We start from the raw sequence: 15981 nt of genomic DNA on the forward strand, positions 1-15981 counted from the left end.
GGGGACTGTGGGCGATTCTAGCCCGCCGATGTGAACGCGGTCGCGGGATTGGTCCGTCCAGGCATGCCTGAATACGGAATGCCGTCAGTTATGTGACGAACAACGCACTTCCATGGCGGTAGAGGCGTCGTGATTTTGACGAACACCGCAATCTGGTAGATTTGATGGCTGGAATCCGACGCCGCCGGGTAGGTGCAGGCGTCTTCACACTGGAATTGGCATGGATCAGCTGAACTACGTGATGACCCAGGTTGCCGGGCTCGGTGACGCGCAACGCCTGTATCGACTGCGGTCCGATGCACTGGAAGGGTGCACGGTGGAGCGGTGGCGCGGCGGTGATGCGCTCGGCCAACATGCCTGGACCGATGTCGATGTACTCGCCACGCGCGCTGATATCGCGCTGGATGCCCTGCCGGGCACGCGTGCGACACTGGTCGCGCAGATGGCCGATGGTGGTCAATGGCAGCGCAGCGGCCTGATCGCGGACGCTTCCTGCCTGGGCAGCGACGGTGGCCTGGTGCGCTACCGGCTGCAGCTGGTGTCATGGACGTGGTGGCTGCAGCATGCTCGGCACAGCCGCGTGTTCCAGGAACAGAGCGTGCGTGCGATCGTCGATGCCGTACTGGCAGGGCACGCTGGCATCGCGCGCTGGCGCTGGGCCGAGGGCGTCGACGCCTTCCTTGGCCAGCGCGTGCGCAGCTACTGCGTGCAGTACCGCGAGAGTGACCTGGATTTCCTGCAGCGCGTGCTCGCCGAAGAAGGCCTGGGCTGGCGTCTGTACGCCGATGAGGAAGCGCCCTGCGGCAATGGCATGGAGATCTTCGCCGACAGCGTCGCGCTGCCGGAAGATGCCACCAGCGTGGCTGCAGGCGTGCGGTTCCATCGCAGTGACGCCACCGAATCCAGTGACAGCGTGCAGGCCATTGGCCTGCGTCGGCGCCTGGCCAGTACTTCGATCAGCCTGCAGAGCGATGATTACCGCCAGGTACGCGCACTGGTGGCACAGTCGCCGATGGAGGGCGGCGGTGGCCAATCGCCGCGCGAAGACTACGATGCGGTAGGTGCCTACGCCTTCAGCGACAGTACGGCCGGTGCGCGCCAGGCCCGCCTGCAGGCGCAGGCGCGCGAATCCCACAGCCGTGGCTGGCAGGGCTCGGGTACGGTTCGCGGCTTCCAGTCCGGACAATGGCTGCGACTGCAGCAGGCCCCCGGTGCGACACCGCCTGAGCTGCTGCTGGTGGCCGTCGAACATGCCGGCATCAACAATCTCCCTACCGATCTGCGGCGAAGCCTCGATGACGCGCTGGGCGTGGCGCCGATCGATCCGGCCGACGCTGCGCTCTGGCAGCAGGCCGAAGCGAGCGGGTATGGCAACCGTTTCGATGCGGTGGATCGTACCCTGCCGTGGCGCCCGCTGCTGCAGGACGGTAGTGGCGCACGGCTGAATCCGCGCCCGACCGTGCCGGGTTACCAGACCGCTGTCGTGGTTGCCGGCGACGGAGGCGCCAGCAAGGACCTGCACGCAGACAGCCATGGCCGCGTGCGCGTGCGTTTCCACTTCCAGGAAGGCGAGGGCGGCGGAGCCAACGACAGCGCATGGTTGCGCGTGGCGCAGCGCTATGCCGGACCCGGCGTGGGCAGCCAGTTCCTGCCGCGCATCGGCCAGGAAGTGCTGGTGGGCTTCCTCGACGGCGATATCGATCGGCCACTGGTGCTGGGCACCCTGTACAACGGACGTGGCGAGGCGGGCGTGGCACCGACGCCAGCCGGCGGAAGCGGCCAGAGCGACGTATCGCTGTATGGCCAGGCTGCAGACATGCGCGGCAGCGCGCAGGCCAACCTCAGTGGCGGCCAGGCGCCGGCCTGGCATGCTGCCGGCATGGGGGACCAGGCGCATCGGCAGGGCGGTGCGCTGTGGGGTATCCGCTCGCGCGAGTGGGAAGGCGGGCAGGGCGCCAACCATCTCCTGTTCGATGACTCGAACCAGCAACTGCGCGCGCAGCTGGCCAGCAGCCAGCAGGTGTCACAACTGACCCTGGGGCACCTGCGTCACCAGGCAGACAATTATGTCGGCAGCCTGCGTGGCACCGGTTTTGAACTGCGCAGCGACGCGTGGGGCGCGGTGCGCGCCACGGCCGGTGCCTGGTTCACGGCGTACGGGCATCGGTCGACGGCACCTGCGGGCGAGGCAGTGCAGCCCGCTGCCTTGCTCACGCAGTTGCAGGCATTGGGCGAACGCTTCACCCAGGCCGCGCGTACGCACCTGACCAGCCCGTTGGCGATGCAGGAGGGCGCGCGCGCGCCAAAGCGCTCGGAGCTGGTTCCCGATCAGTCGCCGGTTCCCGCGCTGCTGGCGAGCGTACGCACCACCACGGGCGGTGATGGATTCGATATCGGCAAGAGTGGTGCGACCGAGCGCAAGTCGGATGCTGGGCAGGATCGCGTGCCGCATTCGGGTGATCCACTGCTTGGACTGGCCGCACCGCAGGGACTGGTGCAGGTGGCAGGCCAGGGAGTGCACTGGGGGAGCGGTGAAGGCCTGCTGTTGGCCAGTGGCGGTCATAGCGACACGGTTACCATGGGGCAGACCCGTCTGCATGCGGGGCAGGCGATCGGCGTGCTTGCGTCCGTGGTTGAGGGCGCAGCGGCCGCACCCACCGCGCTTGACGTCGTGGCCGGCACTGAAATGCTCGATATCCAGTCCCAAGCGGATGGGGTGCGCGTGCAGTCGCGTGGCGCTCTGCGCGGGGCCAGCGCGCAGGCGCCGGTGGAAATCGCCGCGGCCAATACGATCCACGTGGCGACGTCCGGGGGGGCCAGCCTGACCATTGCCGGTGGCAACATCACCATCGCCTGTCCGGGCACGATCAAGGTGCATGCGGGCAGCAAGTCATTCGTCGGCCCGGCGCAGCAGGGCTATCCGCTTCCCCAGTTCCCGCGCAGCAGCTGTAAGAGCTGCATTCTCGACGCCATGCGCCAGGGCACGCCGGGAGTGCTGGTGTGAATCGTTACGCCGTGATCGACAGCGCGCAGCGGTCGCACTTCCATGAGCGGCTGGAGCGTCTTGGCGCGCGCTATCGCTCGCTGTTCGAAGGCACGGCCGAGGCCGGCCTGCTGGATATTGCTCCCTTGCTGGTGGCTTGGACGGACAGGGACCTGCACGCGCAGCTGGATGCGGAGATCCGGCAGATGGGAGCGCAAAGGCCGGGCGTGACCCTGCTGTGGAGTGCACTGGAACTGGACGATCTCGCGAAGCGGTTGCGTGCTTTCCATCTGGTGAAGGTGCCCGAGAAGGGCGGTCGTGAGATGCTGTTGCGCTGGTACGACACCCGTATCCTGCCTGCACTGCTGGATCTGTTGTTGCCTGCGCAGCGTGCCGCCCTGCTGGAGGGCGTGCAGCGCCTGCAGTACTTCGATCGCTACGGCGATCTGCAGGAATGGCCGCTGGCCGAGATGCTGGCCGGAATGGATGATGCCGGCCTGCCTGCGCTTCCGCCATTGCGCCTGGACGAAGACCAGTACACGCGTCTGCTGGACGCGTGCGAGCCGGATGTGGCCATTGCCCAGCTTCGCAGGGTCATCCCGGATGAGATCAAGCGGGTGCCGTATCGATCGCTGTACCCGTTCGTCGTCGACCTTATGCAGGATACGATCGCCCACGGTGTGAACCAGGTGGACGATCACGTGCAGTACCTGTTGCTGGCGTTGTACACCTCCGGGGCGTGCCGCGGCCATCCTGCCGTGCAGGCGCGTTTCGCGCAGCCTGCCGGGAGCTGTGAGGTGCCGTTCGCGGACTGGGCATCAGCGCTGCCGGAAGATGTCTGGACGACGGGCGTCCCGCTGTGGGACCACACCGCCTCGCCTTTGCAGGCCGAGCCTGCACCCTCGTGGACGTGAAGGAAGAATCATGCGTTTGATGCGGACCCATCTGCTGGCGGCCCTGGCGTTGCTGCTCCTGTTGCCGGCATTGGCGGCCTGCAAGGGACGGACGGCCTCCACGCCGGTGGCCGTGCTCGGCTACAACCATACGGATGCATACATTGCGCAGTTCCTCGTGAATGGCGGCAGTGGCGGGTCGGCCGATTCCCACTCGGAAGGCGGAACTGTCTGCTGCGTCGTGCTGCCTGATCGATGGACGCCGGACATGAAGGTGGAGATCGAATGGACCACGGATCTGGAAACGTTCCAGAAGAAGACCGTTGCGATTCCGAAGTACAACCAGCTCGGAAACCTGGCCGTCCATTTCCTGCGCAATGGCGAGATCAAGGTCTTCGTCACCAATCTTGTGCTCGGTCATCCCGACTATCCATTGACCGGCCCCGAGGCGCCCTTGCGCGAGGGCGAGAATCCAGTCTGGGAGCACCTTCGGCGCCCGCTTGAAAAGTGATCACGGGGCCCGGTCGCTCACCGGGCATCCGATCCGAATGCTTGGCGTGGGTGACAAGGACAACGATCCCGGCGGGGACCAGCAGCGAATCCAGGAGACAAGGACATGAGTGGACGCACGGCAACCGGCGCGCAACCAATGCCGGCAGATGGACGCAGAGCGCTGAGCGGCGCCGAAGCGCAGCAGCGGGCGCGGGCCATGGCGTGCATGCGCGAGAAGGGCTCCGAATGCCAGGGCCAGGTGCACGTAGGCATCTACTTCGACGGCACCGGCAACAACCGCGAGTGGGAAGGGACCTTTGTAACCGGCAAGACGCGCTCCCCCAAGACCCAGCTGGCCCGCAACGGTCACAGCAATGTGGCGCGCCTGTACGACGCCGCCCTGAAGGAGCGTGGCAACGGCTTCTTCAGCATCTACGTTCCCGGCGTCGGCACGCCATTCGCCGACGTCGGCGATACCAACCAGGATGGTGACACGCTGGGAGGCGGCGCCGCGCGTTATGGTGCGGATCGCATCCACTGGGCCATCCTGCAGGTCATCAATTCGGTACATCAGTACCTGAACGGTGGTGACCTGATCCAGCCCAACGAAGCCAAAGTACTGGTCGCCTCAATGAGCGAGACGCGGCTGCTGGAAGGCATGACGCGACGCGCGATGCTCACGGCAATCGCGCAGCGGTTGGAGCGCGTGGTCAAGGGGCACCAGCGCCGCGTCAAGTCGGTGCACGTTTCCGTCTTCGGCTTCTCGCGTGGCGCGGCACAGGCGCGGGCGTTCGTGCACCGGCTGTATGAGACGGCAGAAGCCTGGGGCAGCGGTTGCGGCTACAACATTGCCGGCATTCCGCTCTACCTGAACTTCATGGGCATCTTCGATACCGTTGCGTCGGTCGGCGTTGCTGCGATGAGCCGCGTCTCGAAGGGCAAGTGGGACTGGGCCGCCGGTGACATGATGAGCATTCATCCCGAAGCACGCCAGAGCGTGCATTTCGCGGCCCTGCACGAGCAGCGGATCAATTTCCCGCTGGACCTGGCGACCAGCGGGAAGGAGGTGCTTTACCCGGGCATGCACTCGGATGTCGGTGGCGGCTACTCGCCCGGCGGCCAGGGCAAGGACTTCGTTTCCGGTGCCGCGAACGGTACCGCCAAGCTTGCGCAGATTCCGTTGATCGACATGCATCATGAGGCCGTCAAGGCAGGCGTGATAATGAAAACGATCGAGGAACTGGGGGCGCAGCCAGTGCTCGCCATGCATTTCGGCTGTCACCCACAGCTGATCCGCGATTACAACGCCTGGCTGACCGGTCACGGTGTCCCCGGAGGCGCGCACACGCAGCAGATTGCAGGACATTGCCGGCAGTACGTTGCCTGGAAGGGCAAGCGGCTGCCGAATGGTCCACAGAGCGTGCTGCAACAGCCGTTCTTCAAGCAGTCCGATGCCGAGGATCAGGTGGATCTGGCCAATGCGCAGCGCGATTTCGCAAATCTGGTTGGAAAGCTGCGCAGGGGCAAGGAGGAGATGGCGGCCTACCGCAGGCAGCTGGACGAAAGCCAGAAACGCATGGAGGCGGGTCGCAAGATCGGGCGTCCGGTATTTGAACCTACGCCACGGGCCTCCCAGGCGGCTTACGACTACGCAAAAATCCCGGCCGAGACCAGCACTCTGCTTAACCTTGTGCTGGACGGTGCGCCGGTACCCGATGTGAGTACGGTGCTGTTTGACAACTACATGCATGACTCGCTGGCCGGCTTCTACATCGGGAAGTGGACGGAGCTGAATATTCCTGCCGTCAATACCTACGGCTACCTCCGCTATCGCGAGGTCTTCAGTGTGGCCGGCAGGAGGGCTCAGGAGTGCCGGGATCCGGCCACGCTGCCGCCAGCGAACATCCCCACCATCGGCGGCGCGTTCCAGCAGCTGGGCTCGGCAATGGGCGGGTGAGGCGATGCAGCGTCTGGAATGCCCGTTGCGCTTATGCGCCAATCGGGCGCTTCACCTCGGGGAGGCTGGGAGCCATGCATCAGAGCAGGTCAGTGAATCGTCAGCGCCCCGCTGCGCTGCGTCAGCTGCTCCTGGCCAGCCTTGTGCTGCCGCTGGTGGCATGCCGGCAAACCACCTCACAGGATATCGAGCAGGCAGACACCGCCGGCCGTGCGCAGGCCTCCATCGAGGCAAAGGCAGACGCCCATGCCGCGCAGGCGGAGCCGCCGTTGCCGGGTGATCCGGACAGCTCTGAAACGCTCTTCGACGGATTGCTGGATTGCCAGCCGAAGGGCTGGTACCTCAGCACTGAATCAGGCCAGCCCGCGAATCCTTACCTGGCCCTGCACGCGCCCGAACCCTGCGAACGCGATGAGGAGTTCGGGATGGCGCACTTCTGCGTCAAGGCCGATTTCCATGGCCTGCCGGTCTACGGGGTCGTTGCCCATCTGGGAACCGCACCCACGCCCATCGGCATCATGATCGATCTACCACTGGACCAGGCGCGTGCGCGACTCCGCATGGCGCTGGGGTCTGAGTTTCCCGATGACGCGCGCAGCCGGCGCGGCGAAAGGCCGATGCTGGGTCCCCAGGTCGGCAACGCGCAGAAGTCGCAGTTGATGTGTGCGCCCGATTGGGCCTGATCAAGATGGGCAGGCGATGGCCCGAACAAGCCAAAGGTTTAGGCTACGTCGGTGGTTCGCGCGCTTCTTGTCGAAGGCCTGGAACGGAGAAATGGTGAAGATCAACACCCGTGTCTGGCGTGGACTGCAGCCTGTGCTGTTGCTCGGCCTTCTTCTCTCGGTCGCCGCTTGCACCGGGAAGCCGAATTCATCGCAGAACCCAGCTGCAGGTGTGCCGCCAACGGGGGCGGCCACTAAGACGAAGGAAGTGCCTGCATCTACAGCGCGAAGCGCACGATATGCCGGCGTCAGGATGCTCTCACCTCATTCCGGCTGCGCGTACGAATACAGCCCGGTGGACTTCTGTGATGCGCAGCATCGCGCGCAGATCGACCAGGCCATCCTTACCCAGGTGCCGAACTTCAACCGGCATTACATCCTGGCCCAGCTGGATGAGCGCAAGGAGTACTTCCAGCGCTCCATCGTGCTGATCGACAGCCGCGACGGCACCGTGTATCCGTTGCCCATTGATGCGTTCTCGGGCCCGCTGGTGGGCAAGGAGGGCGCGCGTACCTATGGCACGGTGGAGACATCCGCTGAGAGCGACACGTTCTGCGTGAGCGGCGCACTGCTCGTCTACCGGGCATTCGAAGAGGGCCGCTTCTGCTTCGGATTCGATGGTGTCAGATTCACCGGCCACACCACGCAGTACATGCAGTAGCGGCCGCCTTCACCCGCGAGCGCCGGCCCGGCTGAACGAGCCGGGCTGTCCGACGTGGCGGGCGTCGCACCTTCATGGCATCCTCACGAAACTGATTGGCCACCGGCCATCGACGGATGAACGACATGCAGAAGTGGATCGGACGCACCGCCGGCGGGTTTGCGGTGGCGCTGTGCCTGGCGGCGCCGCTGGCACAGGCCGCCGAACCGGCCTTTGGTGGCTGGCGCAACCTCGACTCCCGCGATGGTGCCGAGCCCGCCTTGCGCGACGTCCCGTTCGCACTGCTGCCGATGCCGGTCGCACGGGATGCGCGCTTTTCGGTGTATGACCGCGAGAGCAAGCGGCTGGTGTGCTGCCTGCAGGTGGCCAGCGCCGAACTGGATGACACGGCGCTGCGCAAGGTCTATCAATTGCCCGAGCAGTGGGTGACCGACCTGCGCAACGGCCGCAGCACGGCCCGCCCGTGGCCGACGCGGGTGTACGAAATGCGCCGCGTTGGCGAACTGGTCGACTACGGGTTCAGCGATGCGCCGGAGGCCTACAGCGATCTGGGAGGCCTGCTGCTGCCCGCCGACGCGCGCCTGCTGCCCGATGGCAGCGTGCAGGCAGGGGCGACCTATCGCCTGCAGTTCCGCAGCACGCCGCTGGGGGATGACAGCAGCGCGCTGGACCGCTTCACCCTGCAACCGGCACAAGACACAGGCAAGCCGGTGATCGTCGAAGTGTCCTACGGAACCTATTGATCCGGAACGTTAATCCGGCGTGACGGCGGTCGCGTGCGCCGCCGTTTTCCATCTGCTACCGTCGCCCTACAGGGGAAGGACCTGCCCGCCGCGTCGCGGAGGGCAGCAACGGTAGGAACGCCATGGAAGCGATTCGCAACCTCATGGTGCAGGCAGCGGGTCTTGATGCCGGCAGCCGCCTGTATCGGTTGGATCTCCCCGGCATGCCGGCGGTCGTTGTCGACCGGTGGCACGGGCGTGATGCCCTGTCGCAGGGGCGGCATCTTCAGATCGATGTACTCGCGCTGGACGCATCGCTGCCACTGGCTGACTGGCCGGGGCGGCCCGCATGCCTGCATGTGCACCTGGCCGATGGCCAGGATTGGCCGCGTCACGGCGTGATCGCCGATGCGCAGTGCGTGGGCGCTGACGGTGGACTGGTGCGCTATCGCATCACGCTGCGTGACTGGACCTGGTGGCTCGACCAGGCCCGCTGCAGCCGCGTGTTCCAGGAACAGAGCGTGCGCGAGATCGTGGACGCGGTGTTCCAGATGCACCCGCAACATGCGCATTGGCGCTGGAGCGATGAGGTCGACGGGATGCTGGCCGCATCCCGGCCGCGCAGCTATTGCGTGCAGTACCGCGAGACCGACCTGACCTTCGTGCAGCGTTTGCTGGCCGAAGAAGGGCTGGGCTGGTGCGTGCAGGATACCGGGGAGGCGACGGCCGGCCACGGCGTGCTGCTGTTCGCCGATTCGACCCTCCTGCCGGAAGCCGCTGCGTCGCAGTCGGCGGGAGGGATCCGCTTCCATCGCGCCGATGGCACCGAGCAGAGTGATGGCGTGCAGCAGCTCGGCCTGCAACGGCGGCTGCATAGCACGCACGTGCAGCTGCACAGCAGCGACTACCGCAGTGCGCGCTCGCTGGCCGGCCAGTTGCCGGTGCAGGGCAGCGGGCAGGCGCGACGCGAGGATTACGACCCGGTTGGCGCGCATGCCTTTGCCGACGCGGCCGAGCTGCAGCACCACGCTCGGCTGGTCGCCGAGGCACTGGAGGCGCAGGCACTGCAGTGGCACGGCCGTGGCAGCGTGCGCAGCGGCGATGCCGGCCAGGTCTGGTCATTGAGCGGAACGCCGGGGTCAGTGCCGACCGAACTGTTGTTGGTGGACGTCGAGCACGCCGGGGTCAACAACCTGCCGGTGGATCTGCGCCAGGCGCTGGCAACGATGGACGATGCCGCCGCCACCGCGGACACGCTGCAGGTGGCTGCCCAGACGCAGGGCTACGCACAGACATTCGTCGCTCTGCCCCGCGACCGGCGTTGGCGTCCGACGCTATGGGACGGCACGGGTGCGCGACGCAATCCGCGGCCGCTGGCGCCCGGTTACCAGACAGCGGTCGTGGTGGCTGCGCAGGGCGCCGATGGCGCCGAGCTGCACGCCGATGCACTGGGACGGATCCGCGTGCGGTTCCACTTCCAGCAGGAAGAGGGCAGCACGGACAGCGCGTGGCTGCGCGTCGCGCAGCGCTACGCGGGGCCGGGCGTGGGCAGCCAGTTCCTGCCCCGTATCGGCCAGGAAGTCCTGGTGGGCTTCCTCGAGGGCGACATCGACCGGCCGCTGGTGCTGGGCGCGCTGTACAACGGGCGCGGAGAAGGCGGCGTCGCGCCGACCCCGGCGGGCGCCAGCGCGGAGGCCGATACGTCCATGTACGCACAGGCGAGGGATGGCACCGGCAGTGCGCAGGCCAACCTCGGGGGCGGCCAGGCGCCTGCCTGGCACGCGGCGGCGACCGGAGAGCAGGCACACCGCAACGCCGGTGCGCTGTGGGGCGTGCAATCACGGGAGTGGCAGGGGGCCGGCTGGAATCGTCTGCTGTTCGACGACAGCGACCAGCAGCTGCGGGCCCAGCTGGCCAGCAGCCAGCAGGCTTCGGCATTGACGCTGGGGCATCTGCGCCATCAGGCGGACAACCATAGAGGCAGCTTCCGCGGCAGTGGATTCGAGTTGCGCAGCGACGCCTGGGGCAGCGTGCGCGGGCAAGGCGGGCTCTGGTTGAGTGCCTATGCCCGCCGCAGCGTCGAACCGGCAGGTACGGCGGCACAGCCTGCTGCGCTGTTGCAGCAGCTGGCCACGCTGGCCCACAGCCATGCTGCGGCGGCGGGTACGCATCTGACAGTGCGGCCGGCCGCGCATGTCGGCGTGCAATCGCCGCAGCGCTCGCGGTTGGACGGTTCGCAGTCACCGCTGCCGGTGCTGCTGGCCAGCGTGCGCAGTACGGTGCCCGGTAGCGCGTTGCAGGATGCGGCCGGCTCGGCGCCGGAACGCAGCGGTGATGCCGGCGAGGGCCGCGTTCCGCATACCGGCGATGCCCTGCTGGGCCTGGCTGCACCTGATGGTGCGCTGATGGTGGCCGGACAGGGGCTGCATTGGGCGCCGGGCGAGACTCTGGCACTGGGCAGCGGCCAGCACGGCGAGGCCGTGGTGATGGGGCAGGCGCGCTGGCATGGACGGCAGGCCATCGGCGTACTGGCCGCAACACTGGAGGGGGCTGATCCGGGCGAGCCGGCGCTGACCCTGGCCAGTGGCGAACAGGTGCTGGACGTCAAGGCGCAACAGGACGAAGTGCGCGTGCAGTCGCGGCAGTCGCTGCGTGGCACGAGCGCACAGGGCGCCGTGGAGGTGGCTGCGGGCCGGACGGTGCAGGTGGCCACCGCAGGCGGGGCCAGCATCACCCTCAGCGGCGGCAACATCGTGTTCAACGCACCCGGGAGGATCGCCGTGCACGCGGGACGCAAGTCGTTCCTGCCCGGCGATCGCGGCCGTTACCCGTTGCCGGTCTTCCCGCAGTCGGTCTGCAAGGAATGCCTGCTGCTGGCCGCACAGCGTGCAGCCCCGCTGACACCGAAGGGAGGCTGAGCGTGGCCAACGACTGGCAGTTCCCACCGTTCTCGCCACCGCCGTTGGAGGAGGGCACCCAGCGTTACGTTCTGCTTGATGGCGCGCAGTGCGAGCAGCCCCTGCAACTGCTGCGCGCGCTGCCCTGGGCGCCGCTGCCCCTGTTTGACGGCCTGCTGGCCGATGGCACGGATGACGCCAGCGTGTTCCTCGCGCGCCTGCCGCGTGGCCTGGAGCTTGACGGTTTCCTGCAGCGTGCGGCGTCTTACGCGCGTTCTCCGGGCCTGCTCAGCCTGATCGACACGGCATTGCCTGCGGAAGAGCTGCAGCAGCGGCTGCAGAGACGGCTGGACGCCAGCTACCCGAACGGCAAGCTGTTCCTGGCCCGCTTCTTCGACGCGCGGGTGCTGCCATGGTGGGTGCAGGTGCTGGACGCGGCGCAGTGCCGGGCCTTCCTGGCGCTGGGAGAGCGCTGGTGGTACCTGCGCCACGATCTGAAATGGGCGCACCTGGAATTGCAGGACAGCGTGCAGGATCCGCACGATCCTCCCTGGGTGCTGGAGGCGGCGCAGCGGCGCGCCCTGATCGATGCCAGCTACCCCTACACGCTGATCGATCACTTCCAGCTCTCCGATCCGGAGCTGCTGGCGCGGCTTCCCCGTGCGCGCTGGTATACCTTCTTCCGACGGGTGGTGGCCACGGCCGCGGACGTCGGCATCGAGGACAGCCGACGGCTGGTGATGGTGTCGACCTGGGCGCTGCTGGCCGGCGTCGATCTTGGCGAGGATCCCGCATGGCGGCTTCGCCTGCAGGACTTCGCGGCGGGGCGGCGCAGCGCTGCCGATATCGGTGACGAAGTGTGGCCGCTTGAAGAAAGCTGGGACTGAACGGAGCGCGATCGGAATGATGGGCAACAAGTACCTGTGGTGGAGCGCGCTGGCGGTGATCGCGCTGCTGGTGGTGGGCGTCGGCTGCAGCCGGGCGATGGCACGCGGCAAGACGCCGATCATGTCGTTGTTCGCGTTCAACTACAGCCCGTATTACCTCGACGATGTAAGGGTGGATGGGCAGTTTCTGGGCGGAATCGGTGGATACACCAACGGTGGCTCCGGCATGGCCCCGCGTGCGCCCCGAGGCAAGGGGCCGCACAGCGTGCGCGTGCGCTGGATCGAGGCCAACCGATACGATCTGGCCACCAACCGCTATCTGGATGAAGGGCACCGCGTGCCGCGTGAAGCCGTGGTACCGCTGAAGATGCCCTATCCACCCAACCCGGCCACCTTGCTGCTGCACTTCTATGCGGACGGTCATGTCGAGGCCGAGCTGCTGGACAAGGGCGTGAACAAGTGGGACGTACGGCGCATGCCAGTGCCGAAGGAGCACAAGGACCATGACCAGTATTGATCCGACCGCGATTCCCGGGCAGGTGGATCTCGAACCGGGCACCCCGGATCCGGTCGCCCAGGCTGAGGGCACGGCACGCACTGCGCGACTGGCCCGCGGCACACGTCCGCTGAGCGATGCCGAGCGCCGCCGTCGCCAGGAGGCGATGTGTGGCACCGTGCCCGACAAGGAAGCGGCCACTACGGGATGCACGCAGAGCCTGCACCTGGCCGTATTCTTCGATGGCACCGGCAACAATCGCGATGAGGAGCTGAACAAGGCCCAGAATGAGCGCGCATTGTCGAACATCGCCCGCTTGTTCATCGCGCACAGGGACGACACGCGGAACATAAAACGGCAGTACCTGTCCGGCGTAGGAACACCGTGCCCGGAGGTCGGTGATAAGGGGGGACTGCTGGGGCTGTCCATCGGCAAGGGCGGGCGCGAGCGCATCGACTTCGCGCTGCAGTCGCTGGACGAGCTGATAGACAGCCAGCCCGAGCCGATGCGCATCCTGGTGGTCAGCGTGTCGGTACTGGGCTTTTCGCGCGGAGCGGCTTCGGCACGCGCGTTCGCCCGCGATCTGGCCGCGCGCTGCCGACGCCAGGCCGATGGCACCTGGCTGTACCGCGAGCGTATTCCGCTGCGGATCGGATTCATGGGCGTGTTCGATACGGTGTGCTCGGTGTGGCCCAGCCTGACGGCGGCGGCAGTGAACTACCGCAATGGGCATACCGGATGGGCTGAAGGCATGACCATACCGGAGATCGTGGAGCAGTCGGTGCACATGACCGCCGCCCATGAGCTGCGCGGCCAGTTCCCCCTGGATTCCACCCGCGAGCATGCCCAATACCCCGCCAACACGGTGGAAATATGGTTCCCGGGTGTGCACTCGGACGTGGGCGGTGGCTACGATCCCCAGCACCAGGGGCGCCGGAACAGCATCGCGCGCTTTGCCCTGAACGAGATGTATGACATGGCGCAGGCCAGGGGGGTGCTGCTCAACCCGATCAGTCGCCTGGAACAGCACGTCAAGGCTGAGTTCGACAAGCAGGATCCGGAACTGCAGGCGGTGTTCAACGCCTATCTGCAGGCGGTGCGGGTCAAGCGTGGACGCATGGAGGACGTGCAGGCGTCGCATATGGAGCTGCTGTATCGCTGGCTGCGCGTGCGCGTGGCACGTGGTGACCAGTTGCCGTCGATGCAGCGGCTTGCTGCACGCGAAGAGGCCCTGCGCGAACAGGTGCGCACGCTGCGCCGACGGCAGTCGCAGCTGCCATCGCCCTGGGACAACGACAACCTGCATCTGGCCGACCAGGGCAATGCGGAGAAGACCGCCGAATGGAACCGGGTGTCAGACGAGCTGAAGGCGCGCAACGATGAGCTCTCTGCGGTACGCAAGCAGCGCCGGGGGCTGGAGAAGGAGAACGACACGCTTCTGGACAAGATCGTCAGCCTGCGACGGCGCCGGGAGCGCGGCAGAACGCTGACAATGGCCGAGCGGGTCACTCTGGAATCCTGGGACAATACGACCCTGCTGCCGCCGGAGGTGGAGACCTTCTTCGATGGGTACGGTCATGACTCGGTGGCGCACTGGTTCATCGGCAACCTGAGCCAATGGCGGGTGCTGTACTTCGGCGCGACCAAGTACACGCCCGGCAAGGTCGAGGAGACGGCGGATACGCGAGAGGCCGTGCCCGGCTGAGGGGGCAGGGTACACTGGCCGGCGCAGCCCTTGCCGTGCCGTCGATTGTGAGACCCGTGACCCGCCTGATCCTGTTGTTGTCCTGTTCGCTGCTGGCGGCCTGCGCCAGCGCGCCTGCGCCGGCTCCGGTCCCGTCGGATGCGCTGTGGAGGCTGATCGAGCGCGATTGCCGCGGTGCCGATGTGCCGCGTGGCGCCTGCCTGCAACGGGACGCGACCGCGGCCCGCCGCGATGTGCTCATCAAGGACGCCCATGGCGACTACCAGTTCCTGCTGATGCCACTGGACAAGGTCAGTGGCATCGAGAGCGCTGTGCTGTACCAGCGCGGTGCGCCGAACTACTTCGCGGCTGCCTGGCAGGCCCGCGGGCATACCGAACAGGCGCTGGGCCGCCCCCTGCCGCGCACTGTCGCAAGCCTTGCACTGAACTCGCCGCACGGCCGTTCCCAGCATCAGCTTCACATCCACATCGACTGCCTGCGCGCCGATGTGCTGCAGGCGCTGGACACGCACGCCCCGGCGGTCGGAATGCAGTGGGCGGCGTTGCCCGTGCCGCTGCGTGGCCATCGTTACGTTGCGCGCATGCTGCCGGGAGCAGAACTGCGTGCCAATCCATTGAACCTGCTCGCCTATGACCTGAGCGGGCTGCCCGATGTCGGCCAATGGAGCCTGGTGGTGGCAGGCCGCGAGAATGTGCTGGGAGGCCCCGGCTTCATTCTGCTGGCGACCCGCCTGGATCCCGCGACCGGCAATGAGGCCAGCGGTGAGGAGCTGCAGGACCATGCGTGCTCGGTACTGACCGGGGCGGATGCCGCGCTGGAGCGGGTCCGCTAGTCCGGGCGGACCTGTTGTCGCCAGCGCGGCGCGGTCAAGGCCAGCAGTTGCCGGTCCTGCCAGCCATCGATATCCAGATGGTGATCGCGCAGCAGGCCTTCATGCTCGAACCCCACCGAGCGCAGTGCATCGACGAAAGGCGTGCTGCTGGCCACCGGAAGCAGGGTGAACACGCGATGCAGTCCGACCTGGTCGAACAGGAAGGGGCACAGCGCCTGCAACGCCTGCGCGGGATGCTCGTGGCTGTGCTGCATTGAACGCAGCTCGGCGCAACGGGCGTGGGCGGAGTGCAGCTGGATCTGCAGTTGATCATGCAGCATGCCGTGCCGGTCATCGAACACGCCCAGCAGCAGCTGGTCGTTGTCCTGCTGCAGGCGCGAACGGTGGACGCCTGCCAGGAAGCGCGCTTCCTCGTCGACGCCGGACGGGCGGAAGATGCCGCGGCTCCTTCGATCGTCGAAGGCGCGCCAGCGTGGCAGATCGGCGCGGTTGAACAGGCGCAGGGTGATCGGGGCCGCCTGCAGCTGCACGAGGTGTTGGCGCAGCACGGGGCGGAGCGGTGGAATCGGAGGGCCGAAGGAACAGGTCGTCATGGCTTGACGATGCCCGTACATGCGGCGCCACACCATCAAGAATGTTGTAAAACGCACGTTGTCAGCGCGCGGCGTCACTTATCAGCTTCCGGCATAAGCCCATCAGGCCTGGTCATTTCCGCTGAAACTGTCCGTTCGGG

General features: G+C 66.8%; 13 protein-coding genes. 12 read left to right on the forward strand and 1 reads right to left on the reverse strand.

Annotated elements, in window-relative coordinates:
* Nucleotides 1–220: 220 nt before the first annotated feature.
* The 12 genes from ACVOME_RS01180 to ACVOME_RS01235 all read left to right on the forward strand — a co-directional run bounded on the left by ACVOME_RS01180 (nt 221) and on the right by ACVOME_RS01235 (nt 15248).
* Nucleotides 221–3004 (forward strand): type VI secretion system Vgr family protein, encoded by a 2784-nt coding sequence (locus tag ACVOME_RS01180; RefSeq protein ID WP_481504608.1) that lies wholly within the window; start codon nt 221–223, stop codon nt 3002–3004.
* Entirely contained in the window at nt 3001–3897 is an 897-nt protein-coding gene (locus ACVOME_RS01185) for a DUF4123 domain-containing protein (protein ID WP_053518389.1), read from the forward strand. Before ACVOME_RS01180 ends, ACVOME_RS01185 begins: the two co-directional genes overlap by 4 nt.
* Before the next feature lie 19 nt (nt 3898–3916).
* Entirely contained in the window at nt 3917–4387 is a 471-nt protein-coding gene (locus ACVOME_RS01190; RefSeq protein ID WP_111185992.1) for a DUF3304 domain-containing protein, read from the forward strand.
* A gap of 105 nt (nt 4388–4492) precedes the next feature.
* Entirely contained in the window at nt 4493–6325 is a 1833-nt protein-coding gene (locus ACVOME_RS01195) for a T6SS phospholipase effector Tle1-like catalytic domain-containing protein (RefSeq protein WP_229765839.1), read from the forward strand.
* Between the two features lie 143 nt (nt 6326–6468).
* Nucleotides 6469–7008, forward strand: coding sequence for a hypothetical protein (locus ACVOME_RS01200; RefSeq protein ID WP_346475083.1), 540 nt, complete (start codon nt 6469–6471; stop codon nt 7006–7008).
* 292 nt (nt 7009–7300) lie between these two features.
* Nucleotides 7301–7708 carry a hypothetical protein gene (locus tag ACVOME_RS01205; RefSeq protein WP_197601132.1) on the forward strand — a complete coding sequence of 136 codons (408 nt, stop codon included), beginning with the start codon at nt 7301–7303 and terminating at the stop codon, nt 7706–7708.
* 125 nt (nt 7709–7833) lie between these two features.
* On the forward strand, nt 7834–8451 hold the full coding sequence (locus ACVOME_RS01210; protein WP_164151831.1) for a decarboxylase: 618 nt from the start codon (nt 7834–7836) through the stop codon (nt 8449–8451).
* A 122-nt stretch (nt 8452–8573) separates the two neighbouring features.
* Nucleotides 8574–11348 (forward strand): type VI secretion system Vgr family protein, encoded by a 2775-nt coding sequence (locus ACVOME_RS01215; protein ID WP_459040261.1) that lies wholly within the window; start codon nt 8574–8576, stop codon nt 11346–11348.
* 2 nt (nt 11349–11350) lie between these two features.
* Nucleotides 11351–12214: a DUF4123 domain-containing protein gene (locus ACVOME_RS01220; protein WP_065182771.1), complete on the forward strand. Its 864-nt coding sequence runs from the start codon at nt 11351–11353 to the stop codon at nt 12212–12214.
* A 16-nt stretch (nt 12215–12230) separates the two neighbouring features.
* A complete protein-coding gene (locus tag ACVOME_RS01225; RefSeq protein WP_197571158.1) occupies nt 12231–12731 on the forward strand; it encodes a hypothetical protein in 501 nt (166 codons plus the stop codon).
* Nucleotides 12718–14415, forward strand: coding sequence for a T6SS phospholipase effector Tle1-like catalytic domain-containing protein (locus ACVOME_RS01230; protein ID WP_277380778.1), 1698 nt, complete (start codon nt 12718–12720; stop codon nt 14413–14415). Before ACVOME_RS01225 ends, ACVOME_RS01230 begins: the two co-directional genes overlap by 14 nt.
* Nucleotides 14416–14471: 56 nt before the next feature.
* Nucleotides 14472–15248: a CDP-diacylglycerol diphosphatase gene (locus ACVOME_RS01235; RefSeq protein ID WP_180875322.1), complete on the forward strand. Its 777-nt coding sequence runs from the start codon at nt 14472–14474 to the stop codon at nt 15246–15248.
* On the opposite strand, the gene ACVOME_RS01240 is transcribed toward ACVOME_RS01235, so the two are convergent.
* Complete coding sequence (locus ACVOME_RS01240) at nt 15245–15796, reverse strand: GNAT family N-acetyltransferase (RefSeq protein ID WP_309250431.1); 552 nt, start codon at nt 15794–15796, stop codon at nt 15245–15247. The genes ACVOME_RS01235 and ACVOME_RS01240 overlap by 4 nt on opposite strands.
* Nucleotides 15797–15981 lie beyond the last annotated feature (185 nt).

The sequence above is a fragment of the Stenotrophomonas sp. STEN008 genome, assembly GCF_056760435.1.

Bases quoted from the DNA above. Each gene is read 5' to 3' on its own strand.
- ACVOME_RS01180 (WP_481504608.1), top strand. From the start codon at position 221: ATGGATCAGCTGAACTACGTGATGACCCAGGTTGCCGGGCTCGGTGAC.
- ACVOME_RS01190 (WP_111185992.1), top strand. From the start codon at position 3,917: ATGCGGACCCATCTGCTGGCGGCCCTGGCGTTGCTGCTCCTGTTGCCG.
- ACVOME_RS01195 (WP_229765839.1), top strand. From the start codon at position 4,493: ATGAGTGGACGCACGGCAACCGGCGCGCAACCAATGCCGGCAGATGGA.
- ACVOME_RS01205 (WP_197601132.1), top strand. From the start codon at position 7,301: ATGCTCTCACCTCATTCCGGCTGCGCGTACGAATACAGCCCGGTGGAC.
- ACVOME_RS01210 (WP_164151831.1), top strand. From the start codon at position 7,834: ATGCAGAAGTGGATCGGACGCACCGCCGGCGGGTTTGCGGTGGCGCTG.
- ACVOME_RS01215 (WP_459040261.1), top strand. From the start codon at position 8,574: ATGGAAGCGATTCGCAACCTCATGGTGCAGGCAGCGGGTCTTGATGCC.
- ACVOME_RS01225 (WP_197571158.1), top strand. From the start codon at position 12,231: ATGATGGGCAACAAGTACCTGTGGTGGAGCGCGCTGGCGGTGATCGCG.
- ACVOME_RS01230 (WP_277380778.1), top strand. From the start codon at position 12,718: ATGACCAGTATTGATCCGACCGCGATTCCCGGGCAGGTGGATCTCGAA.